General features: G+C 59.8%; 21 protein-coding genes. 6 read left to right on the forward strand and 15 right to left on the reverse strand.

Annotated elements, in window-relative coordinates; genetic code table 11:
- The first annotated feature begins 188 nt into the window (after positions 1-188).
- From MCB86_RS02530 to MCB86_RS02550, 5 genes are all read left to right on the forward strand, one after another.
- Positions 189-1,520, forward strand: a complete 1,332-nt coding sequence (locus MCB86_RS02530) for a TRZ/ATZ family hydrolase (RefSeq protein ID WP_239609700.1) — start codon at positions 189-191, stop codon at positions 1,518-1,520.
- Positions 1,521-1,658: 138 nt separating this feature from the next.
- Entirely contained in the window at positions 1,659-2,357 is a 699-nt protein-coding gene (gene ubiG, locus MCB86_RS02535) for a bifunctional 2-polyprenyl-6-hydroxyphenol methylase/3-demethylubiquinol 3-O-methyltransferase UbiG (RefSeq protein WP_239609608.1), read from the forward strand.
- Positions 2,357-3,028 carry an N-acetylmuramic acid 6-phosphate phosphatase MupP gene (mupP, locus tag MCB86_RS02540; RefSeq protein WP_045162582.1) on the forward strand — a complete coding sequence of 224 codons (672 nt, stop codon included), beginning with the start codon at positions 2,357-2,359 and terminating at the stop codon, positions 3,026-3,028. The genes ubiG and mupP overlap by 1 nt, the downstream gene beginning before the upstream one ends.
- Before the next feature lie 66 nt (positions 3,029-3,094).
- Positions 3,095-3,835 carry a YciK family oxidoreductase gene (locus MCB86_RS02545; protein ID WP_239609610.1) on the forward strand — a complete coding sequence of 247 codons (741 nt, stop codon included), beginning with the start codon at positions 3,095-3,097 and terminating at the stop codon, positions 3,833-3,835.
- A gap of 205 nt (positions 3,836-4,040) precedes the next feature.
- Entirely contained in the window at positions 4,041-4,970 is a 930-nt protein-coding gene (locus MCB86_RS02550; RefSeq protein ID WP_239609613.1) for a GGDEF domain-containing protein, read from the forward strand.
- Between the two features lie 80 nt (positions 4,971-5,050).
- Here the strand turns inward: MCB86_RS02550 and rluB are convergent, their stop codons facing one another.
- The 4 genes from rluB to zwf form a co-directional block, all read right to left on the reverse strand.
- Complete coding sequence (rluB, locus tag MCB86_RS02555; RefSeq protein WP_239609615.1) at positions 5,051-6,184, reverse strand: 23S rRNA pseudouridine(2605) synthase RluB; 1,134 nt, start codon at positions 6,182-6,184, stop codon at positions 5,051-5,053.
- 133 nt (positions 6,185-6,317) lie between these two features.
- Positions 6,318-6,968: a bifunctional 4-hydroxy-2-oxoglutarate aldolase/2-dehydro-3-deoxy-phosphogluconate aldolase gene (locus MCB86_RS02560; protein ID WP_045162586.1), complete on the reverse strand. Its 651-nt coding sequence runs from the start codon at positions 6,966-6,968 to the stop codon at positions 6,318-6,320.
- A gap of 16 nt (positions 6,969-6,984) precedes the next feature.
- A complete protein-coding gene (pgl, locus tag MCB86_RS02565; protein ID WP_239609618.1) occupies positions 6,985-7,698 on the reverse strand; it encodes a 6-phosphogluconolactonase in 714 nt (237 codons plus the stop codon).
- Complete coding sequence (zwf, locus tag MCB86_RS02570) at positions 7,685-9,154, reverse strand: glucose-6-phosphate dehydrogenase (protein ID WP_045162671.1); 1,470 nt, start codon at positions 9,152-9,154, stop codon at positions 7,685-7,687. The genes pgl and zwf overlap by 14 nt, the downstream gene beginning before the upstream one ends.
- 161 nt (positions 9,155-9,315) lie before the next feature.
- Here zwf and MCB86_RS02575 point away from each other — a divergent pair, with 161 nt between their 5' ends.
- Positions 9,316-10,170, forward strand: a complete 855-nt coding sequence (locus MCB86_RS02575) for a MurR/RpiR family transcriptional regulator (protein ID WP_196298663.1) — start codon at positions 9,316-9,318, stop codon at positions 10,168-10,170.
- On the opposite strand, the gene MCB86_RS02580 is transcribed toward MCB86_RS02575, so the two are convergent.
- The 11 genes from MCB86_RS02580 to edd form a co-directional block, all read right to left on the reverse strand.
- Positions 10,171-10,362 (reverse strand): DUF1289 domain-containing protein, encoded by a 192-nt coding sequence (locus MCB86_RS02580; protein ID WP_045162589.1) that lies wholly within the window; start codon positions 10,360-10,362, stop codon positions 10,171-10,173.
- A gap of 94 nt (positions 10,363-10,456) precedes the next feature.
- On the reverse strand, positions 10,457-11,680 hold the full coding sequence (locus MCB86_RS02585) for a carbohydrate porin (protein ID WP_045162590.1): 1,224 nt from the start codon (positions 11,678-11,680) through the stop codon (positions 10,457-10,459).
- A 221-nt stretch (positions 11,681-11,901) separates the two neighbouring features.
- On the reverse strand, positions 11,902-13,059 hold the full coding sequence (gene ugpC, locus MCB86_RS02590) for a sn-glycerol-3-phosphate ABC transporter ATP-binding protein UgpC (RefSeq protein WP_239609621.1): 1,158 nt from the start codon (positions 13,057-13,059) through the stop codon (positions 11,902-11,904).
- A 9-nt stretch (positions 13,060-13,068) separates the two neighbouring features.
- Complete coding sequence (locus MCB86_RS02595; protein ID WP_045162592.1) at positions 13,069-13,899, reverse strand: carbohydrate ABC transporter permease; 831 nt, start codon at positions 13,897-13,899, stop codon at positions 13,069-13,071.
- On the reverse strand, positions 13,892-14,800 hold the full coding sequence (locus MCB86_RS02600) for a sugar ABC transporter permease (protein WP_239609624.1): 909 nt from the start codon (positions 14,798-14,800) through the stop codon (positions 13,892-13,894). Before MCB86_RS02600 ends, MCB86_RS02595 begins: the two co-directional genes overlap by 8 nt.
- 119 nt (positions 14,801-14,919) lie before the next feature.
- On the reverse strand, positions 14,920-16,188 hold the full coding sequence (locus MCB86_RS02605; protein WP_239609626.1) for an ABC transporter substrate-binding protein: 1,269 nt from the start codon (positions 16,186-16,188) through the stop codon (positions 14,920-14,922).
- Between the two features lie 116 nt (positions 16,189-16,304).
- Positions 16,305-17,537: an AGE family epimerase/isomerase gene (locus MCB86_RS02610; protein ID WP_239609629.1), complete on the reverse strand. Its 1,233-nt coding sequence runs from the start codon at positions 17,535-17,537 to the stop codon at positions 16,305-16,307.
- Between the two features lie 220 nt (positions 17,538-17,757).
- The gene (locus MCB86_RS02615; protein ID WP_196298665.1) at positions 17,758-19,185 is read right to left on the reverse strand and encodes an ATP-binding protein; all 1,428 of its coding nucleotides are present in this window, start codon (positions 19,183-19,185) and stop codon (positions 17,758-17,760) included.
- A gap of 16 nt (positions 19,186-19,201) precedes the next feature.
- A complete protein-coding gene (locus MCB86_RS02620) occupies positions 19,202-19,936 on the reverse strand; it encodes a response regulator (RefSeq protein WP_045162596.1) in 735 nt (244 codons plus the stop codon).
- 40 nt (positions 19,937-19,976) lie between these two features.
- Positions 19,977-20,948 (reverse strand): glucokinase, encoded by a 972-nt coding sequence (locus MCB86_RS02625; protein ID WP_045162597.1) that lies wholly within the window; start codon positions 20,946-20,948, stop codon positions 19,977-19,979.
- The gene (edd, locus tag MCB86_RS02630; protein ID WP_239609631.1) at positions 20,945-22,774 is read right to left on the reverse strand and encodes a phosphogluconate dehydratase; all 1,830 of its coding nucleotides are present in this window, start codon (positions 22,772-22,774) and stop codon (positions 20,945-20,947) included. Before edd ends, MCB86_RS02625 begins: the two co-directional genes overlap by 4 nt.
- Positions 22,775-22,866 lie beyond the last annotated feature (92 nt).

A 22,866-nucleotide genomic window follows, 5' to 3' on the forward strand; every position in this document is an offset into this window, starting at 1 on the left:
CGCATTATAGGCACTCACAAAACCACGTCAACGGTTGTTTTCAGTTTTCTCTACGGGGCAAATGGCTACGTACGTGCATATAGATAGGCCTGCCCAGTTTGCCGACGGTAGAGTTTCCTCCGGCTTCCTTCAAAGTACCTTCGACAGGCTTTACACTGGGCCCTTCTTTAGATCAATCGATGACCCAAATGCCGCATACACCTGCCGATCCGCTCGACCTATTGCTGCTTCCAACTTGGCTCGTCCCGGTCGAGCCAGCCGGTGTTGTCCTGAAGAACCATGCATTAGGCATCCGTGACGGCCGCATCGTGCTGATAGCGCCTCGCGAGGAGGCAGTCCAATACATTGCCCGCGAAACACGGGACCTCACCGGAATGCTCCTGGCCCCAGGGCTTGTCAATGCTCATGGGCACGCCGCCATGACCTTGTTTCGCGGACTGGCCGACGACCTGCCACTGATGACGTGGCTGCGCGAGCACATTTGGCCAGCGGAAAGCAGGTGGGTAGACGAGGCATTCGTACAAGCCGGAAGCGAGCTGGCGATCGCGGAGCTGCTTCAAAGCGGTGTCACCTGTTTTTCTGACATGTATTTCTTCCCAGACGTAGTCAGTCAGCTCGTGCACAAGCACGGCATTCGTGCACAGATAGCGATCCCAGTGCTGGACTTCCCTATCCCAGGCGCGCGCGACGCCAACGAAGCGCTTCGCAAAGGCGTCGCGCTGTACGACGACCTCAAGCATCATCCTCGCCTGAGTATCGCATTCGGTCCACATGCGCCCTACTCGGTGGCAAACGGCACGCTGGAAAACATTCGAACCCTTGTCGCGGAAATGGACATCGGCATTCATATGCACGTCCATGAAACAGCGCACGAGGTAGAAGAGTCACTGAGCAAGCATGGCGAACGCCCACTGGCTCGGCTGGCCCGCATGCAGCTTTTAGGCCCACGTTTTCAAGCCGTCCACATGACCCAGATCGATGACGAAGATATCGCCTTGCTGGTTGAACACAATTGCAGCGTCATTCACTGCCCTGAGTCCAATTTGAAACTAGCCAGCGGCTTTTGCCCAGTCGAACGCCTCTGGGAGGCCGGAATCAATGTCGGCATAGGGACCGACGGCGCAGCCAGCAATAACGACCTCGACTTGCTGGGCGAAACCCGTACCGCCGCGCTGCTTGCCAAAGCCGTCGCAGGATCGGCGACGGCTCTCGATGCCCATCGCGCGTTACGCATGGCAACGCTCAATGGCGCTCGCGCTCTCGGACTGGACGATCACACCGGATCACTGGAGATAGGAAAATTCGCAGACATGGTGGCATTCGATCTATCAGGCCTTGCGCAACAGCCCGTCTACGACCCTGTCTCCCAACTGATCTATTCCAGCGGTCGAGATTGCGTACGCCATGTATGGGTGGGCGGCAAGCAGTTGGTCGATGATCGTCGACTGATCCGTATGGATGAAGAGCACCTAATTGCCACAGCCAAGGCTTGGGGGAAGAAGATCGGCGCTAAGCATTAAACGAGCACCGCTCATGCGGTGCTGCGACAAACTGACGTACACGAAGCGCTTCACCAAAGCCTCTTCGTCTGACAGAAGGTGGCAACATGAGCATTTGCAGCTCAAGCTTCTCCCTCAAGCTTTCAAACGGAACGGATCATGAGCAACGTCGACCACGCCGAAATCGCCAAATTCGAAGCCCTGGCTCACCGCTGGTGGGACCGGGAAAGTGAGTTCAAGCCGCTGCACGAGATCAATCCGCTTCGGGTCAACTGGATCGACGAGCATGTCTCGCTAGCCGGCAAGAAGGTTTTGGACGTGGGCTGCGGCGGTGGGATTCTCAGTGAAGCCATGGCCCAGCGCGGCGCTACAGTGACTGGGATCGACATGGGCGAAGCCCCTCTGTCCGTTGCACGACTGCATTTGCTCGAGTCCGGCCTGGAAATCGACTATCGACAAATTACTGCCGAGGCGCTGGCCGAAGAGTCACCAGAGCAATTCGATGTCGTGACCTGCCTGGAGATGCTTGAGCATGTTCCCGATCCAGCCTCCGTTATTCGCGCTTGTCACAAGATGGTGAAACCTGGCGGGCAAGTGTTCTTTTCAACCATCAACCGCAACCCGAAAGCCTATGCATTCGCCATTGTAGGTGCCGAGTATCTTCTGCAACTACTGCCGCGGGGCACCCACGACTTTCGTAAGTTCATTCGCCCATCGGAGCTCGGCGCATGGAGCCGCGAGGTCGGGCTTGCAGTCCAGGACATTATCGGCCTGACATATAATCCATTGACGAAACATTACAAGCTGTCGCCGGATGTGGATGTGAACTACATGATCCAGACGCTTCGGGAGGCCTGATGCGTCTGCGTGCAGTGTTATTCGATATGGACGGCACGCTGCTGGACACCGCGCCGGATTTCATCGCTGTCGCACAGGCCATGCGTCTGGCACGCGGCCTTGATCGCGTTCCGGACCAGCAGGTCCGCGACGTCGTTTCGGGCGGAGCTCGGGCTATGGTGCTCAGCGCCTTTGATGTCGATCCCCTGTCTGATGAGTTCGAAGTGCTGCGGCTCGAATTCCTGGACCGCTATCAGGAGCACTGTGCCGTCGAAAGCCGCCTGTATGAGGGTATGGAGGAGTTACTGGTCGAGATCGAAAAGACAAATCTTATCTGGGGGGTGGTTACCAATAAGCCGTTGCGCTTCGCCGAGCCGATCATGCATCAGCTGGGCCTCGCTTCGCGCTCTGCCGTGCTGGTCTGCCCCGACCACGTCAGCAAGAGCAAACCCGACCCGGAACCAATGTTGCTGGCATGCAGCCAACTAGATCTCGACCCCTCGACCGTGCTGTTCGTGGGTGACGATTTACGCGACATCGAGTCCGGACGCGCAGCAGGGAGCCGTACGGCAGCGGTGCGTTATGGGTATGTCCACCCCGATGACGACCCGGATACCTGGGGAGCGGACATGGTCGTTGATCATCCCCTTGAATTGCTTGCCTTGCTGCATCGTACGACCGGGAATAGCTGACTCGTCGCCCGGCCACTTTATTGATAACACCCGGTGGGTGTCACCCACGATTACATGAGGCTTCAGATGTTCAAATACTCGGCCCGCCCCGACCTGCTCAGGAATAGGATCATCATGGTCACCGGCGCAGGCCGCGGGATTGGCGAAGCCGCCGCCAAAGCCTACGCCGCGCACGGTGCGACCGTCCTGCTGCTGGGCAAGAACGAGGACAACCTCAACAGGGTATACGACGAGATCGAAGCCGCCGGCGGGCCGCAGCCGGCGGTCATACCACTCAACCTGGAAACCGCCCTACCACACCAGTACGACGAACTAGCAGCGACCGTCGAGCGAGAGTTCGGGCGACTCGATGGCTTGCTGCACAATGCAGGCATCGTCGGCCCGCGCACACCGATCGAACAGTTGTCCGGCGACAACTTCATGCGAGTCATGCAGGTGAACGTTAACGCTGCCTTCATGCTCACCAGTAGTCTGCTCCCCCTGCTCAAATTGTCGAACGACGCCTCGGTTGTTTTCACCTCGAGCAGCGTTGGGCGGAAAGGCCGCGCCTATTGGGGCGGTTATGCCGTATCGAAGTTCGCGACCGAAGGGTTGATGCAGGTGTTGGCTGATGAACTTGATGGCACCGCATCCGTGCGCAGCAATAGCGTCAATCCGGGCGCGACTCGTACGGACATGCGCGCAAAGGCTTACCCAGGGGAAAATCCGGCGGTCAACCCGCTACCGGCAGATATCATGCCGGTCTATCTCTATCTGATGGGGCCAGACAGCACGGGCATCAACGGCCAGGCGTTGAACGCTCAGTAACTTACACCATCCAAAGCGCCTGTTTTCCGGCACTTCGTAACGGTGGGCATGTCATATTGGCATCACTCCGCCGTTCCGCTGGCAACTCTTTGCCGTAACGCCAGAAAAATTACGCTAAGTCTTTGATACAAAAAGACATTCTTGAACTGGCATTAAATTCGCTTTAGAACCTCTACCAGCGCCAATTGCGTTCGAGGTTCACTTTATGCTGCCAGAGAAGCAGGACAATACCACCGATATCGAGACCGCTCGCGTCCGGCGTCTGGAGGTCAATTTCAACAAGCCGCTATCGATACGTCAGCTCGACCTTTCCGAGCTGTTACGTAATCTGGCATCACGCCTGCAGACCAGCCTGGAGATTGACAGGTTATTGGGGTTCTTTTTTGACGAAGTCTGCAACCTGGTCCCGTTGCGCGGCCTGTCCTATCGCCATGTCGGCACTGACTCCAACCTTCAGTTTGGCGAAGCCGAGGGATTCGTCGTGAACTATTCGCTGTCCAACCAAGCCGACTCTCTCGGCGAGCTCCGCCTGTTCAGCCAATATCAGTTATCCATGTTGGCGCTGGAGCAGCTCGAAAGCGCTGTTAACTGCATGCTCTTTCCATTGCGCAATGCTCTGCTCTACCGGCATGCCCTTCAGGCCTCGCTCAAAGATTCGCTGACGGGCGCGGGGAACCGCATGGCCCTGGAGCAAAACCTGGCTCGGGAAATTGAGCTGTCCCGACGCCATGATCAGGCCATGTCAGTCATCATGTTGGACATGGATCATTTCAAGACCCTTAACGACACCCACGGACACCAGGCGGGAGACGCCGCACTGAAAGCGACCGCCCTCTTGCTTAAAGAGCAGCTGCGCAACGTGGACATGGTTTTTCGTTTTGGCGGCGAAGAGTTTGTTCTGGTGTTATCCAACACCGGGCTTGAGGCGGCCGCTGTTGTAGCCGAGCGAATCAGAGCCGCCATCCAGAACCTGTGTTTTCTCGTTGGGGAAAAGCAGGTCCGGTTGTCGGCTAGCCTTGGCTGCGCCACTTATCAATCATCCGAGTCGCAGGAAGCGCTTCTGCGTCGGGCCGATCAGGCGCTGTATCAAGCCAAACGCGACGGACGCAATCGAATGTGCGCGGCCTCGGTATAGCATTCGCTCGAATGGCTGGCGAAAAAAAAAGGGCGGGGCCATTATGGCCCCGCCCTTCTCATTTAGCTTGCATCCACAGCTCAAGGACGTTTGGAGCGATCACCGCGTCCGAAGCCAGGACGCTGCCCTTCAGAGGCCGGCGGCCCATTGCGCTTGGCGGGCGACGGTTTGCCGCGATTGCGCCCGACAGTACTCGGCCGCTCCGCCACGGGTGTGCCGCGACTCGGTTTGCTGCGTTCATCGGCGTCACGCGGTTTGCGCGCCGGCTGATCGTTGCGCGTACGACGACCGTTATTGCCACCACTCGATGCATCCGCTTCATGAGCCGAGCGCAGAACCCTGGGGCGGCGCTCGCCGCGTCCGATAGGCTTGGCCACCTTGCGCTGCATACGGTCGAGCTTCTCCTTGGTCTTCGCTTTCATCCCCGGTAGCGCCACCGGCTTGAGCCCCACCTCCTCGCTGAGGATGTCGACTTCGCTCTGAGACATCTCGCGCCAGCGCCCCATAGGCAGGTCCGAAGTCATGAACACCGGCCCGAAGCGCACACGCTTCAACCGGCTGACGACGAGACCTTGAGACTCCCAAAGACGGCGCACCTCGCGGTTGCGCCCCTCCATCACCACGCAGTGGTACCAATGATTGAAGCCTTCCCCACCGGGCGCTTGCTGAATATCGGTGAATCGCGCCGGCCCGTCTTCAAGCATGACGCCCGTTTTCAGGCGCTCGATCATCTCGTCGTCGACTTCACCACGCACGCGCACTGCGTACTCACGGTCCATCTCATAGGACGGATGCATCAGGCGATTGGCCAGCTCGCCGTCAGTGGTGAATAGCAGCAGGCCGGTCGTATTGATATCGAGACGACCGATATTGATCCAGCGCCCTTCTTTCGGACGGGGCAGGCGATCAAAAACCGTCGGGCGACCCTCTGGGTCATCACGAGTGCAAATCTCGCCATCCGGCTTGTTGTAGATCAGGACACGGCGAACCACTTCAGCGGCTTCTTCGCGCTTGAGCAAGCGACCATCGACCGCGATCGCATCATGCAGATCGACGCGCTGACCCAGCGTCGCTACGGCGCCGTTGACCTTGACCCGGCCAGCGGCAATCCAGTTCTCCACGTCGCGGCGCGAAGCCAGGCCAATTCTGGCCAGGACCTTCTGCAGCTTTTCGCCGTGGGCAATATGAGGGGTTTCATCGTCGTGTTCGGTCATCTGGGCACCTCCCGGTGTGGCAGTTCCGATAGAAAGGCCGCGCACTATACGCGGCCCGGCTCACCAAAGCACTAGGAAGGTTAGCAGCCCGAACCAAGGTGCGCGCAGAGCGGCGCGCCAGGTGATTACAGGCTCAGCGTTTATCCAGCGCCGCCAGTGCGTCAGCCGTCGCTTGCTGAATCGCTGCCCAGTCACCGTTCTTCAGTGCCGCGCCGTCAATCATCCAGGTTCCGCCAACGCACATCACGTTGGGCAATGCCAGGTATTGCGCCGCGTTGCTCGCATTGACGCCCCCAGTCGGGCAGAAGCGAACATCACCGAAGGGTCCACCGAGTGCCTTGATTGCCGCAACACCACCGCATACCTCGGCTGGGAAAAGCTTAAAACGGCGGTAGCCGAGTGCGTAGCCGCGCATGATGTCCGACGCATTGCTAATGCCAGCCAACAACGGCACCGAGCTGTTCACGCCCGCTTGCAACAACTCATCCGTGCAACCCGGCGAGACGATGAATTGCGCGCCTGCTGCCTCGACTTCGTCCATCATCCGCTTGTCTAGCACCGTGCCTGCGCCCACACAGAGTTCAGGCCGCTCTTCACGCAGGCGACGGATGGCAGTGAGGCCGTGTGCCGAGCGCAGCGTGATCTCCAACGCCTTCAGGCCGCCCGCGGCGAGTGCATCGGCCAACGGCAAGATCTGCTCCTCGCTGCCTATGGTGATGACTGGAAGGATTCGGGCTTCGGTACAGATCTTTTCGATCAGTGCGTTTTTCTGGTCCATGGTCATGGAAAGTCCTCGGGCCTCACGGGCACCAGTAGATCTCTAACGGGGAATGCAGAAATGCGCGGATGGGCATCTGCAAGGTTTCGAGCTGCATTGCCTGACGCAGGGTTTCCAGCTTGGCCGGCCCTTGGATGGCCAGGCACTGAACCCGCGCGGTGGCCAGCAATGAATAGGTCATGCTGATGCGCTGTTCCGGGCTGACAGGTGCTTGCATCGGCAGGCAATGGGCTGCCCCATCTGGATCGAGCCCTTGGGCCAGCAATGGACTGTTCGGAAACAACGAAGCGGTATGACCGTCGTTGCCCATACCGAGCACCAGTACATCAATGGGCTGGTGCAGATCATCCAATCGGTGGCTAGCCAGCCGAGCGGCCTGCTCAAGTGTTTCGGCCGGCTGATACAGACCGAGCAGTTGCGCATCGGCTGCGGCATTCTGCAACAAATGGCGGCGAACCAGCCCTTCGTTGCTGTCGGCATCGTTGACATCGACCCACCGCTCGTCAGCGAGACTCACCTGCACCTTCGCCCAGTCCAGTGGGCAAGTCGACAATGCCTCTAGAAAGGCGATGGGGCTGCGGCCGCCAGACACCACCAGGCTGGCACAGCCATGAGTCGCTACAGCGTAGCTCAGCGCCTCGGCGACCCGATCAGCCAACGCCCGGGCCATCTGATCGGGATCAGCGAGGCTATGTGCAACTACGCCCGAAGGCAGTTCAAGTTCAGAGATCGCCATACCAAGACCTCCCATCACGAGTGATCAGGGCGATGGACGCGACCGGCCCCCATGACCCGGCGGGATAGGGCTTCGGTGCGTCACCGAGGCGCGACCAGCCATCGATGAGCTGGTCACACCATTTCCAGGCGTATTCGATTTCGTCTTTGCGCACGAACAGATTCTGATTGCCCTGCATCACCTCCAACAGCAGGCGCTCATAGGCATCGGGAATGCGCGAGCTCTTGTAGGTCTCGGAGAAGTTGAGCTGCAGCGGCCCACTGCGAAGGTGCATGCCCTTGTCGAGCCCCTGCTCCTTGGTCATCACCTGCAGCGAGATGCCCTCGTCCGGCTGCAAGCGGATGATCAGCCGGTTGCTGATCAGCGAACGCTGCTCAGGCGCGAAAATATAAAATGGTGGCTCTTTGAAATGGATGACGATCTGCGAGACCTTTTCGGCCATGCGTTTCCCGGTACGCAGATAGAACGGCACGCCCGACCAGCGCCAGTTACAGATATCGGCACGCAGCGCGACGAAGGTCTCGGTGCTACTTTCGGCGTTGGAGTTTTCCTCCTCCAAATACCCTGGAACCGCCTTGCCGCCGACCGAACCAGCCACATACTGGCCGCGCACTACCTGCTGACCGAGGCGTTCCGGCGTGATCGGTGCCAGCGCCTTGAGTACCTTGACCTTCTCGTCGCGAATGCTGTCGGCGGTGAGGTCGCTCGGCGGATCCATCGCGATCAGGCACAACAGCTGCAGCAGATGGTTCTGGATCATGTCGCGCAGCTGTCCGGCCTGATCGAAATACCCCCATCGCCCTTCGATGCCGACCGTCTCGGCGACGGTAATCTCGACGTGAGAAATGTGGTGCTGATTCCACTGGGTCTCGAACAGGCTGTTGGCGAAGCGCAGTGCGATCAGGTTCTGTACCGTCTCCTTGCCAAGGTAGTGGTCGATCCGGTAAATCCGGGTTTCGGGAAAGTACTTTGCGACCGCGTCATTGACCACGCGCGAGGATTCAAGATCGTGTCCGATGGGTTTTTCCAGCACGACGCGGGTCTGCTCGGCCAATCCGACCGCAGCGAGGTGTTCGCAGATCGAACCGTAAACCGAGGCAGGCGTGGCGAAATACGCAATCAAGGGCATGTCAGACGACACCGCCTCAGCCAGCGCCGCATAATCATGTGCGTCGCGGAAATCCATCGTGAAGTATTCCAGCCGCGTCTGAAAGCGCGCGAGCGCCGTTTCGTCCAGTTGCGCGGCAGGGATGTACCGTCGCAATGCCTGATCGATCCGCTCCAGATGGACGGCAGGCTCTCCTTTATCCCGCGAAAGCGCCAATATGCGCGTATCGCTATGAAGGAGCCCCGCTCGGTCTAGCTGGTAAAGTGCGGGAAACAGCTTGCGCAGTGCCAAATCGCCCAGAGCGCCGAACAAAGCAAAGGTGGTCGCGTCAACAGTAATAGCAGGCATGTTTTTTATACTAACCAAATTAAGCTGCATGACAGATTCGTTAGCGCAGTTTAAGCGCATAATGTTGTTATTAAAACAACATAACCTGTTTTTTTCGCGCTCTGGATGGCATCTCACAGCCGCCGCGAGCACGGCCCCTTGAAAGAAGAGACATGGATCGCATGAAAAATCTCTTGGAACAGATAAAAAATCGGCTCGACGAGCTGAACAAAGCGGAAAGGAAGGTCGCCGAGGTGATACTGAGCGACCCGCAACAGGCCACTCGCTATAGTATTGCGGCGCTGGCACAAGCGGCGAAGGTCAGTGAGCCGACGGTCAATCGTTTCTGCCGGTCGTTCGGCGCCGCCGGTTATCCGGTGCTCAAGATCCAGCTGGCCCAGAGCCTGGCGAGCGGCGCAGCCTATGTCAGCCGTGCGGTAGAGGCGGATGATGGCCCCGAGGCCTACACACGAAAGATCTTCGGCAGCGCCATCGCATCACTAGACAGCGCTTGTCAGGCGATCGATCCACAAGTCATCAGCCATGCCGTGGACCTGATGATCCAGGCGCGGCAGATCCATTTCTTCGGCCTTGGTGCGTCCGCATCGGTAGCACTGGATGCCCAGCACAAGTTCTTTCGATTCAACCTACCGGTGACGGCTCATAGCGACGTGCTCATGCAAAGGATGCTGGCGTCCGTAGCGCATACCGGCGATCTGTTCGTAATCATCTCCTACACCGGTCGCACGCGCGAGCTGGTGGAGGCCGCGTCGATTGCGCGTGACAACGGAGCTTCCGTTCTGGGACTGACCGCTGCCGACTCGCCATTGGCCAAAGTTTGCACGCTGAGCCTAGACATACCCTTGCCGGAAGACACGGACATTTATATGCCGATGACCTCGCGGATCATCCAGTTGACCGTGCTCGACGCGCTGGCAGCCGGTGTCACCCTGCGGCGTGGGGTCGATTTCCAACCACATCTGCGCAAAATCAAGGAGAGCCTGATGGCCACCCGCTATCCGGCCGAAGAAAGCTGATCACTGCTTTTTCTTCCGCGCTTTGTTCAACGCCTTCAGCCGCCCGACGGCTAGCGCGTTGACCACCTTGCGCTCCTTGTTCTTCATGCTCTTCCAGGCTTTCATCTCGTCCCGGCTGCGACCGCAGCCGATGCAGACGTCGTCCTTGAGCTTGCAAATGCTGACGCACGGATTCTTCGCCTTGTCGCCCAAAACCACCTCCGATCAGCCTGAGGACCCTACCGCCTTGGCTAAGTAGAGGCCCTCTTCGCCTGGAGGTTCTAACCGAATCGGACTATCGGCTCGATCAGTCCCACCAGTACTCGACCTGCACGCCGAAATTCGAACCGTGTTGGTCGCCACCAAAGGCGCCGGTGTCGGACAGCGCACTACCGGCTGCCATCAGATTGGCCGCGTCCTGTGCCGCTTCGTTCCACTGGGCATAGGTGTAATACAGGCGCACCTCAGGACGAGCCCAGAAGTCGGGGCCAGCCGGTGACCACGTGGGCGCCACGGTGAATTTGGTCAGCTTTCGGGTGCCTTCCGGTGCATCGATCTGATCATGCCCGAGCTCGGCGACCAGCTTGAATTGGTCGCTCAAGGCATAAACCGGGCGCACGCCAACCGAGATCCAGTCCTGATCGCCGCCGCCTTGGCGCTTGTCCTTCTGGTACACGGCCTGGAACTGCCCACCGAAACGCGGCGTGACCTGCCAGTCGAAGTATTCGACCGCCCGCCAGCTCTTGTCACTGCTGCCCAGCGTCACGTCGCCGGTATAGCCGAGACCGGTACCCGGCCCTTCGCCGTACTGGAGAGCGAAGGTGTTGCTGCCGCCCAGGAAACCAACCTGCTTGTGTTGCACAGTAACGGCCCAGCCGCTGTTGGCATCCTCACGATCCGGCTCGTCAATGTAGCTGACACCGAACTCCAGTTCGCCGCCGGGGTTGCTGTCGAAGCCCCCGACGTTGAAATCGTGACGGTTGATGTAGTTTTCCTGGAACACGTTGTCCTTGCGGGAAAATGCGTAGCTGTACTTCAGCCCGCCGATCTCCATGTCTTCGATACCGGCACCAGTGGCACTCTGGTTCCAGTAGTAGAAGTCGGAGATATGGATGTCGTTCCGCTTGTAGAAACGCCGCCCCGCCCACAACGAACCACCATTGAGTGCCGGCACCTTGCTCCATTCGGCGTAGGCTTGCACCATCCGCGCCCAGCCATGGTCGCCGGTGAACTTCGGTGTGTGGTCATATTCGTTGTAGAGCGCCGCCATACCCTCGACGCTCAGCACCGAACCATCGCTCAGCGTGAACAGGTCCTGACGCAGTCCCAGCTCCGCGTACTGCTCGCACTCGTTACCGAGACGGAACTTGGACGGGGCTCCCGGCAGCTGGAAACAGGCTTGCGAAGCGCTACCGCTCGATTCGCCTACGCCGCTGCGCACGTAACCGTTGAAATCCAATGCCTGAACGGTGAATGGCATGGCGAGGCTCGCCAGCGATACCGCGAGGCCCAGGCGTGTGGTTTTTTTCATATCCGCTCCAATTAGCTCTTATTGTTGTTACTGCCGTTGGATCGAGCCGGTGAAGGCTCTCCTTACGATCCGCATGCCAGCTACCTGCGTGCTGCGGTTCGAACTTTAGCGATCCGGGCTCGCCCGCGTCGCCGAAAAACCAGGCACATCAATAACATTCAGACGAAACCTGCGCCGGTACGCAGATATACCGCGACCGGTCCTTTTCCTCACACTTCCGATCAACGAGCTACCAACCGGGTGACGATGCCGTTATGCCCAGCGGAGCCGTTTCCTTGGGTGATACCCAGCCGCTCGCCTGTCTGTGCGTCGAACAACAACACCTTGTCTGGCTCGAACAGCAGATCCAGGCTGGAGCCAGGCGCGGGCGCCGCGTCCGGAGCGAGACGAACACAGACCTTGGTCTGGTTGAGCTCGACGAAGACCATGGTGTCGGGCCCGGTGGGCTCAATTACCTGCACTTCGGCCCACAGGGACGGCAGACCGCCGCCAGCGCCGAGCGTGATCTGCTCCGGACGGATACCCAGGATCACCTCGCGGCCTTCCAACGACTCGCCATCAGCCAGGCGCAGTGGCAACTCGCAACGGTCCTGACCGCTGTCCAGCAGCGCCTGCCAGGCGCCGCCCTGCTTGATCAGTCGCAGCGGAATGAAGTTCATCGGCGGTGAAACGATGAAAATGGCAACGAAGAGGTTGGTTGGATTGTTGTAGATCTCTTTAGGCGTACCGAACTGCTGGACGACGCCATCCTTCATCACTGCGACCTTGTCACCGAGAGTCATCGCTTCGATCTGGTCATGGGTGACATACACCGTGGTGGTCTTCAGCCGCTGATGCATCAGTTTGATCTCGGTGCGCATCTCGACCCGAAGCTTGGCGTCGAGGTTCGATAAGGGCTCATCGAACAGGTAGATCTTTGGCCGCCGCGCCAGTGCACGGCCCATCGCCACGCGCTGTTGCTGACCACCGGATAGCTGCGACGGCTTGCGCCCCAGCAGGTGCTCGATCTGCAGCAGCTGGGCGACTCGCGACACTTCCTCGTCGATCTTCGCCGCCGGCACCTTTCGCATCTTCAGGCCGAAGGCAATGTTTTCCTGAACGGTCATGGTCGGGTACAGCGCGTAGGACTGGAACACCATGGCGATATCGCGATCCTTGGGGCTTGCGCCGCTAATGTCGGCCCCGTCCACACGGATCTCTCCGCCGGTAATGTCCTCGAGCCCGGCAATGCAGTTCATCAAGGTTGATTTTCCGCAACCTGAAGGGCCAACCAGGATTAGGAATTCGCCGTCCTCGATCTTCAGGTCGATATCTTTCAAGGTGTCGTTGGAGCTACCCGGATAGCTCTTGCGGACGTTGCAAAGTTCAAGTGCAGCCATGTCGTTCTCCTAACCCTTGACCGCGCCGGCCGTGAGCCCACGCAGGAAATACTTGCCGGCGAGGATGTACACCACCAGCGTTGGCAGCCCGGCGATCATTGCCGCAGCCATATCGACGTTGTATTCCTTGGCACCGGTACTGGTGTTGACCAGGTTGTTCAACGCCACGGTGATCGGCTGCGAGTCGCCGCTGGCAAACACCACGCCGAAAAGGAAATCGTTCCAGATCTGGGTGAACTGCCAAATCAGGCAGACCATGATGATCGGCGTCGACATGGGCAGCAGAATTCGCCCGAAGATAGTGAAGAATCCAGCACCGTCCAGGCGTGCCGCACGGACCAAGGCGTCAGGTACGCTCACGTAGTAGTTGCGGAAGAACAGCGTGGTGAAGGCGATCCCGTAGACCACATGCACCAGCACTAGGCCGGCCGTGGTGTTGGCCAGACCGAACTTTCCGAGCGTGAACGAGGCAGGCAGCAACACGGTCTGGAACGGCAAAAAGCAGCCGAACAGCAATAACCCGAAAAACAGCTGGGAACCGCGGAAGCGCCACATCGACAAGACATAGCCGTTCAAGGCTCCAATCGCTGTGGAGATCAGAACGGCGGGTACGGCGATTTTCACCGAGTTCCAGAAGAACCCGTCGACCACGCCCCAGGCCTTGACCCAGCCGATCACCGTGAACACCTCAGGCCAGGACAACAAGTTGCCGGTGCGGATGTCGTCGGGCGTCTTGAAGCTGGTCAGCAACATCACCACAAGCGGCACCAGATACAACACAACCGCCAGCAGCAGCGTGGCGTGGATGGCCAGACGGCTCGGGCTGAATGTCCTAGTCATGACGCTTGCTCCGCAGTTCCGAGTAGAGATACGGCACCAGGATCGCCAGGATCGCGCCCAGCATCATCATCGCGCTGGCGGAGCCGATGCCCATCTGGCCGCGGCTGAACGTGAAGTTGTACATGAACATCGCGGGCAGGTCGGACGCATACCCGGGCCCTCCCCCTGTCATCGCCGCCACCAGATCGAAACTCTTGATAGCGATGTGAGCGAGGATCATCACGGCGCTGAAGAACACCGGCCGAAGGCTCGGCAGGACGATGCGCATGTAGATGCTCGGCAGGCTGGCACCGTCGATCTGCGCCGCACGCACGATGGATTGGTCGACGCCGCGTAGCCCGGCTAGAAAAAGCGCCATGACGAAGCCGGAGGCCTGCCATACCGCCGCAATCACGAGGCAATAAACGACACGGTCTGGGTCGACCAGCCAGTCGAAGCGAAAACCTTCCCAACCCCAGTCACGAAGCATTTTGTCGATGCCAAGACCTGGGTTGAGCAACCATTGCCAGGCGGTCCCGGTGACGATCATCGACAAAGCCATCGGGTACAGATAGACGGTCCGGATGAAGCCTTCACGGCGGATGCGTTGATCCAGCAACACCGCCAAAAACACACCGATCACCAGGCTGATGCCAATAAACAGACCGCCGAATACCAGCAGGTTCTGGCTCGCCACCCACCAGCGCTCGTTTTCCATCAAGCGGGCGTACTGTTGCAAGCCGACCCACTTGTAGCTCGGCATGAAGCTGGAGTTGGTGAAGGACAGCACCAGCGTCCAGAGGATGTAGCCATAGAAGCCGACCAAGACCACCAACATGGTCGGTGCCACCACCAATTTAGGAAGCCAGCGCTGAAGCGCATCCAGGGGTGAGGGCTTGGTCATTACCGTCGCGACACTCATCGGGCATTACCAGTCAGAAGTGAAATCCGGGCCAAGCGCTCCCTACGACAGGTCCGCAGTCCTGTCGCGGGAAGCTTTGACGAAGGAGAAAGGGCCGCGGAACATCGGCCCTAGTCAGCCTATTGGGCGGACTTGATCGCCGCGTAGAGCTGCGCCCCGGCTTTGCTCGGATCGGCGTTCTTCTCGCTCATGAAGTTGGTCACGACATCGAAGATCGCGCCCTGCACCGCCAAGTTGGTGGCCATGCTATGCGCCATGCTCGGCTCCAATTGGCCATTTTGGTCGGCTTCCTTGAAGTCCTTCATCGAGGCTTGTGCGCAGCTGTCGAACTTGCTCATGTCCAAGTCGGAACGTACCGGAATCGAACCCTTGTTCTGGTTGAACACATACTGGAATTCGGGCTCCAGGGCGATCCGTGCCAAGGCATGCTGCGCCGCGACGTCGCCTTCGTCCTTGAGCTTGAACATAGCGATGGAGTCGATGTTGTAGGTGTAGCTGCCAGCGGTGCCGGGCATCGGTACGCACTGATAGTCCTTGCCTGCCACTTTGTCGGCAGCAGTCCATTCGCTCTTCGCCCAGTCGCCCATGATTTGCATCCCGGCCTTGCCGTCGATTACTTGTGCAGTGGCGAGGTTCCAGTCACGGCCGGCACGATTGTCGTCCATGTACGTGGAGAGTTTTTTCAGCGCGGTAAACACTTCGGTCATCTGCGGACTGGTAAGGGTCGCCTCGTCATGCTCGACGAAGGCTTTGTGATAGCCATCGGCGCCCATGATGCCCAACACCAGGCCTTCGAAAACCGTGCTGTCCTGCCACGGCTGGCCACCGTGAGCCAATGGCACGAAGCCGGCAGCCTTGAGCTTGTCACCCGCGGCATAGAGTTCTTCGAGGGTGGTGGGCGCCTTGTCGATCCCGGCCTTCTCGAACACCTTCGGATTGATCCACAGCCAGTTGACGCGGTGAATATTCACCGGCACCGCGACGTAGTGGCCGTCATATTTCATGGTGTTGGACACGGTCTTCGACAGCAGGCCATCCCAGTTATTGGCCTCGGCCACTTCATCGAGCGGGCTCAGGAGGTCGAGAGCGCCCCACTCCTGCAGATCAGGGCCCTTGATCTGCGCTGCGCCGGGTGGATTGCCGGATACCACACGTGTCTTCAGTACGGTCATGGCCGCGGAGCCTGCGCCGCCAGCGACTGCGCCGTCTTTCCAGGTAAAGCCTTCTTTGTTGACCAAGTCGCGCAGGACATTCACAGCGGCGGCCTCCCCTCCGGACGTCCACCAGTGGACAACTTCAACAGTGCCCTTGGAATCGGCAGCCAGTGCCGAGAGGGGAAACAGGGAGGCGAGAGAAACAACTGTGGCGAGGCGAGTTATCGCGTTCATTTGGATACCTTTTCTTGTTGTTATGCATGCAAGCTCAAGGCTTGCGCTGCATTGGATTCTAAGTCGGGTAAATACCTTAAGACGTAACGAAGGGATGCGCGTGTGTCACCGCTCCGTTACACAGCAGCGAGGGCCGTTGCCAGGCTCGGCGTCAGAGGTAGGCGAGGCAACAATACGGCCTGATAGGCGTGATAGAGATCGGGTTTGCCCGGCCAGATGCTACTCCCCGGTCGGTTTCCGCTATCGAGCTCATGGTGCCAGCTGCCGTTTTTCAGATCGATGAGGTGGCTCGCAGAGAACTCCCAGAAGCAGCGGTACCAGTCCTCATAAACCGCAGAGCCCGTGCGTTTGAGCAGCGCCGCGGCCGCTGCGCTGGCTTCGGCGTGCGCCCAATGCAAGCGCGCGCGCACCACGGGCTGGCTCTCCCAATCGAGCGAGTACACCAACCCGGGAGCACCGTCCGCGTTCCAGGCATCACGGCAGGCCTTGGCGAACAACTCGCAGGCGTCATCCAGTAACCATCCGGGCGCAACGAGTCCGGCATGCTCCAAGGCAGCCTCCAGGTTCAGCAGCAGGCGCGCCCACTCGAAACTATGGCCCGGTGTGCTGCCGTAGGGGCGAAACGGGTCGGCACGGTTACCGTCGTTATAGTCCGGCAGCGGACGCCATTCATGATCGAAATGCTCGACCACTGCATACCCACTTGCCGCCGCATGGCCGTGGATCAGCCGCTCCGCGATGCGTAGGGCGCGTAGCAGCCACACCGTGTTGCCAGTGGCGTCGGCCAGGGCAAGAAAGGCCTCGGTAGCATGCATATTGCTGTTGGCGCCGCGATAAGGCTCTTCCTGCTGCCAATCACGGCTCAGGCTTTCACGTAAGGCGCCCTCCTCGTCGCTCCAGAAGTGCGTCTCGAGGACCGCGATCGCCTCGTCCAGCAAGGTCAACGCTGCAGAACGGTCAGCAGCCAACGCGGAACTGGCAGCCAGGGCAACGAAGGCATGCAGGTATGCCGACTTGTCGCCCGTGCGCGTTGCATCGGCGAACCAACCGCCGAAATCGGCATCGTGCAAGGCGCCTCGCAGCGCGGCGAGCCCGTGGTCGACCAGCTCGGCGTATCCGGGAATACCCTGGATATGCGCCAGGGCGAAACAATGGGTCATGCGCGTGGTGTGGATCAACTCGGCGCAGGCGTGTTCCGGGAGGTGCCCGCTCGCATCGAGTGCGGCGAATCCTTGGTCGACTCGCGAAGCCCTGGCGAACGGCAGCAGACGCATGCCTTCGTCAGCCAACCACGCCAAATGGGCAGGCTTCTGCAGCCAGCTGCTTGAGGATAATTCAGCGGTTTTCATTATTATTTTTCCGTGCGAGCGAGTATGTCGTTGCCAATGACCGTGAGCGGTCAGCGTGGAGAACTGTGAGCATTTATATGAGTTCGGGCCGCTCAAGGGCAGAAGCGTTTTGCCCTTCACGGTGCATCGGCCAACTCATCGACCCGTTGCCGGAGTCTAGCGGGCACTCGGAACCGGTCGGGTAACGAACATGCCGACCATCGTCACCACCTGGTGACATTCACTCGAGCTTGCGGGGCAGACGCAAGGTCACGCGAAGCCCGCCTTCTTGCAGGTTGCAAAGGCTGACCTCGCCACCATGGCTGTGGGCGATATTGCGTGCGATACCGAGTCCGAGACCATAGCCGGGTTGCTTGGCCGCCAAGCGAAAGTTCGGTTCGAATACCTGCTTCAGCCAGGTTTCCGGCACGCCAGGGCCTTCATCGTCAACGTGCAAAACGAAGATGTTCTTGTCGTCCTCGATAAACAGATGCGCCCGCTCGCCATACTTCAACGCGTTGTCCAGCAGGTTGCCGATGCAACGCTTTAGCGCCAACGGCTTGCCGGCATAAGGCGCGAGCGCCCGGCCCTGAACTGTCACGCGTCCATTCCCGGCGGGTGCCAAGTAGGGCTCGGTGACGCAATCAAGCAGCAAATTGAGATCGAGCGGTTCGATGTTTTCGTGAATATCCGTGTCCTTGACGCATTGCAAAGCGCCTTTGACCAGCAACTCCAGCTCGTCGAGGTCCCGGCTGAATTTGCCCTGGAGCGTCTCGTCATCCAGTAGTTCAACACGCAGCCGCAGCCGCGTGATTGGGGTGCGCAAATCATGGGAGATCGCGCTGAACAACTGGCTACGCTCGGTCAGGTAGCGACCGATGCGTTCGCGCATGCTGTTGAACGCCCGACTGACCTCGACCACCTCGCTGCCGCCCGCTTCCGGCAGCAACTCAACCTCGCTACCCAGCGACATTTCTCGCGCCGCGCGCGCCAAGTGTTTGAGTGGACGGCTCTGCCAGTGAACGAGGATGCCGATGAACAACAGCAGAAAGCTGGTAGTGAGAAAGATGAACCAGAGTTGCTGGTTAGGGATTCCTTGGTCTTCGAGGCTGACGTACGGCGCCGGCATCAGCGAAGCAAGATAGAGCCACTCGTCAGGGGCGATCTGGATCTGCGTGACCAGCACGGGCGGATTCAGCGGTTCCAGGCTCAATGCGTAATGTGCCCAGGATCGCGGCAGTTCGTCGAGCTTCAGTCCGCCATTGAAAATACGCAGGTCGTCCGGACTGACAAAGTTAACCGACATATCGACACTTTTGCCCAAGCGTTCACGCAGCACCTCGTCGACCTGCGCCAGCACCGCCTGCTTGCGTTCGGTGGGTGGCAAGATTTGCATTTCCAGCGGCTTGTCGTTCAGCGATACGAAAAAGCGCGTACCGCCCATGCTGCGCAATTGATCAAGCACCAGCGGCCGATAGCCCAGCGGCAGCGAACGGAAATAGCTGACGCTGGCGGCCATTGAATGCGCCAGACTGCGTGCACTGGTCAGCAATCCCTCCATTTGACTGGCGCGCAGTTGCGACACCCAGATGAAGCTCGACAACGCCTGTGCCAGCAACACCACCAGCAGGGTCAGAAAAAGCATCCGTCCAAGCAGCGAACGCGGCACCAGCAACCAGCGACGCCTAGCCGAGCGAGTCATGATGCGGCAACACCTGGGCGGCGAGCAGGTAGCCACTGCCGCGAACGGTACGAATCAATCGTGGGCACTTGCCGGTATCCCGAAGGCGTTGGCGCAGACGACTGACCGCCATGTCGACGATTCGGTCGAGCGGCATCACCTCGCGGCCACGAGTCGCGTTGGCGATGGTGTCGCGGTCGAGTATCTGCTGCGGATGATCGAGAAAAAGCTTGAGCAAGGCGAAGTCGGCACCGGACAACAGCACCTCCTCGCCGTCCTGATGAAATAGCCGGTGGCTGACCATATCCAGCCGCCATTCGTCGAAGGCCAGCACATCGCTACCGCGCTCATGAGCGAAGCTGACCCGGCGCAACAGGGCCTTGATTCGCGCCAGCAATTCCCGCGGGCTGAAGGGCTTGCCCAGGTAGTCGTCCGCGCCCAGCTCCAAGCCGATGACGCGGTCGGTCTCGTCGGAACTGGCGGTCAGCATGATGATCGGCATCTGTGCCAGCCGCTGGTGTCCACGCACCCAACGGCAGAGACTGAAGCCGTCTTCGTCCGGCAGCATGACGTCGAGAATCACCAGATCCGGCGTATCCCCGCCCATGGCTTCGCGAAACTGCGCGCCGTCGGCAACGGTGCGCACTCTAAAGCCCGAACGGCTCAGATAGGTTTCCAGCAATTCGCGAATTTCCTGGTCGTCATCGACCAGCAGAATCGATCTTCCAGCCTGGCTCACCCGGCATCCCTTCTCTTGTTATATATCGTTTCAAGGCCGTTCAAGGCCCAGTCGGCACGACCTCCAGCAACTGCTGCAGCGCGACGCCAGCGCCCTCCAGACCAGGATAATCGGCCGTCACCACCCAGACTGGGACGTCGTCAAAATAGCGGCTCATGCAACCTTTGTCGCGAAAGCTCTGACGAAAACCGCTGCGCATGAAGAACTCGACGAAACGCGGCACTATACCGCCAGCCACATAGACACCACCGCGCGCACCGGTGGTCAACACGTTATCGCCGGCAATCCGACCCAACGATACGCAGAATTGTTCCAACACCGCTGCAGCGGTTGCATCACCGCTCAACGCAGCCGCTGTCACTTCTGCCGGAGTCGTCAGGGTTGCAGGCTCGCCATCCAGCGCGCAGCTGGCTCGGTACAGCTCCAGCAAGCCACCACCGCTGAGCACAGCTTCGGCGTTCACATGACCGAGCTTTTCGTGCAGGTGCTGCCAGAGCGCGGCTTCACGAACACTGCCGACCGGCAGGCAAACATGCCCCCCTTCGCCAGGTAAAGCATGCCAGCTACCGTCTGGCATCGGCAGCAGCGTGGCAACCCCGAGGCCGGTCCCCGGCCCGATCACCAGACGCGCACGCCCCGGCTCGGAATGGCCTTCACAGACGGTAATCAGTTCGTCGTCACCCAGCCGGGTCATGCCCAGCGCCATCGCGGTGAAGTCGTTGATCAGCAACAGATCGCTCAAGCCAAGGTCCTGGCAGAAGGCCTTGCGACTCAGGCGCCAGTGATTGTTGGTGAAGACGAACTCGTCGCCGGAAACCGGGCCGGCACAGGCCAGACAGACCGCCTGCAGCGCTTCGACACTCTGCCCGACGCCGCGCAGATAAGCGCGGATGGCATCTTCAGGACGCGGATAATCAATGGTCGGCAACACCCTCACCGACTCGATCTGCTGATCACGCCACAGCGCGAAGCGGGCATTGGTGCCACCGATATCGCCTACCAGTGCCGTCACTTGAGCGCCTCCAGCTCCTCGGTAAACACGCTCGCGCCCTTCTCCGCCGGGCTGAACGCGGCACGGAGAAAGCCGAACAGCTCGCGGCCGCAACCGATGCCCAAATCGTTCGGTGCCATCACCCGCTCGCGGGCATCGAACTCGGCCTGATCAACCAGCACACGGAGTTCGCCCGTGTCACCGTCGACACGAATGACATCACCGTCGCGCACTCGGCACAACGGACCGCCATCGAGCGCCTCGGGACTGACGTGAATCGCCGCCGGTACCTTGCCCGATGCACCAGACATGCGTCCGTCGGTAACCAGCGCCACCTTATGGCCACGATCCTGTAGCACGCCGAGGAACGGCGTCAGCTTGTGCAGCTCCGGCATGCCGTTGGCCTTCGGCCCCTGGAAGCGCACCACGGCGATGAAGTCCTTTTCCAGCTCGCCGTTCTTGAATGCCTGCGCCAACTCCGCCTGGTCACTGAACACTCGCGCTGGTGCCTCGACCACACGGTGCTCCGGAGCGACCGCGGAAATTTTGGTCACGCCACGCCCGAGGTTGCCTTCCAGTACGCGCAAGCCGCCCTCGGGCGAGAACGGACGACCGGTGGGACGCAGGATGGCTTCATCGAGGCTATCTTGCGGGCCCTCTCGCCAGACCAGCCGTCCGTCTTCGAGGAAAGGTTCCTGGGTGTATTGCTTGAGCCCCTGACCCACCACGGTATAAACGTCTTCGTGCAACAGGCCGGCATCGAGCAGCGTACGCACCATGAAAGGCACCCCGCCACAGGCATGGAAATGATTCACGTCGGCCTGGCCATTGGGATAGACCTTGGCCAGTGTCGGCGTCACCGCGGAAATATCGGCCATATCCTGCCAGGTCAATTGGATTCCCGCCGCCTGGGCGAAAGCCGGAATATGCAAGGTGTGGTTGGTCGAGCCGCCCGTGGCGTTCAGGGCCACCACCGAGTTGATGATCGCCTTCTCGTCGACGATCTTGCACAGTGGCAAGTAGTTGCCGGACTGCGGGGTCAGGCGAGCGACCTGGCGCGCCGCCTCGCGGGTCAGCTCGTCGCGCAACGGGGTATAGGGATTGACGAAGGACGAGCCCGGCAGGTGCAGCCCCATGATTTCCATCACCACCTGATTGGTGTTCGCCGTGCCATAGAAGGTGCAGGTGCCCGGGCTGTGATAGGACAGCATTTCCGACTCCAGCAGCTCTTCACGACTGGCCTTGCCTTCGGCGTAGCGCTGGCGAACCTCGGCCTTCTGCTTGTTGGGAATGCCCGATGGCATCGGCCCGCCCGGTACGAACACGGCCGGCAGATGGCCGAAGCGCAAGGCACCGATCATCAAGCCCGGGATGATCTTGTCGCAGATGCCCAGATACAGCGCCGCATCAAACATGTTGTGTGACAGTGCGATAGCGGTCGACATAGCAATCACCTCGCGACTGGCCAGGCTCATTTCCATTCCCGCCTCGCCCTGGGTCACGCCATCGCACATGGCCGGTACGCCGCCGGCGAACTGGCCAATCGAGCCGACGTCTCGCAACGCCTGCTTGATGATCTCCGGAAAATGCTCGTACGGCTGGTGCGCCGACAGCATGTCGTTGTACGCCGAGACGATCGCCACGTTGGCCTCGTTCATCAGCCGCAGCTGCTGTTTGTCGCTGGTCGATGCGCAACCCGCCACACCGTGCGCGAAGTTGGCACATTGCAGCTTGCCGCGCTGAGGCCCATCGCTCGCCGCGCCGGCCATCTGGGCAAGGTAGCGCTGCCGCGACGGACGGCTGCGCTCGATCAAACGTTCGGTAACTTCTTGAATCCGCGGGTGCATGCCATCACTCCTGCTCATGAATCTGTAGTTTTACCAACAAAACAACATGTATTTGGGCTTGATTTCTATTTTGACAGGAATAATCTTGTAAT

Source organism: Pseudomonas sp. KSR10, from assembly GCF_022355455.1.
GTDB lineage: Bacteria > Pseudomonadota > Gammaproteobacteria > Pseudomonadales > Pseudomonadaceae > Stutzerimonas > Stutzerimonas stutzeri_E.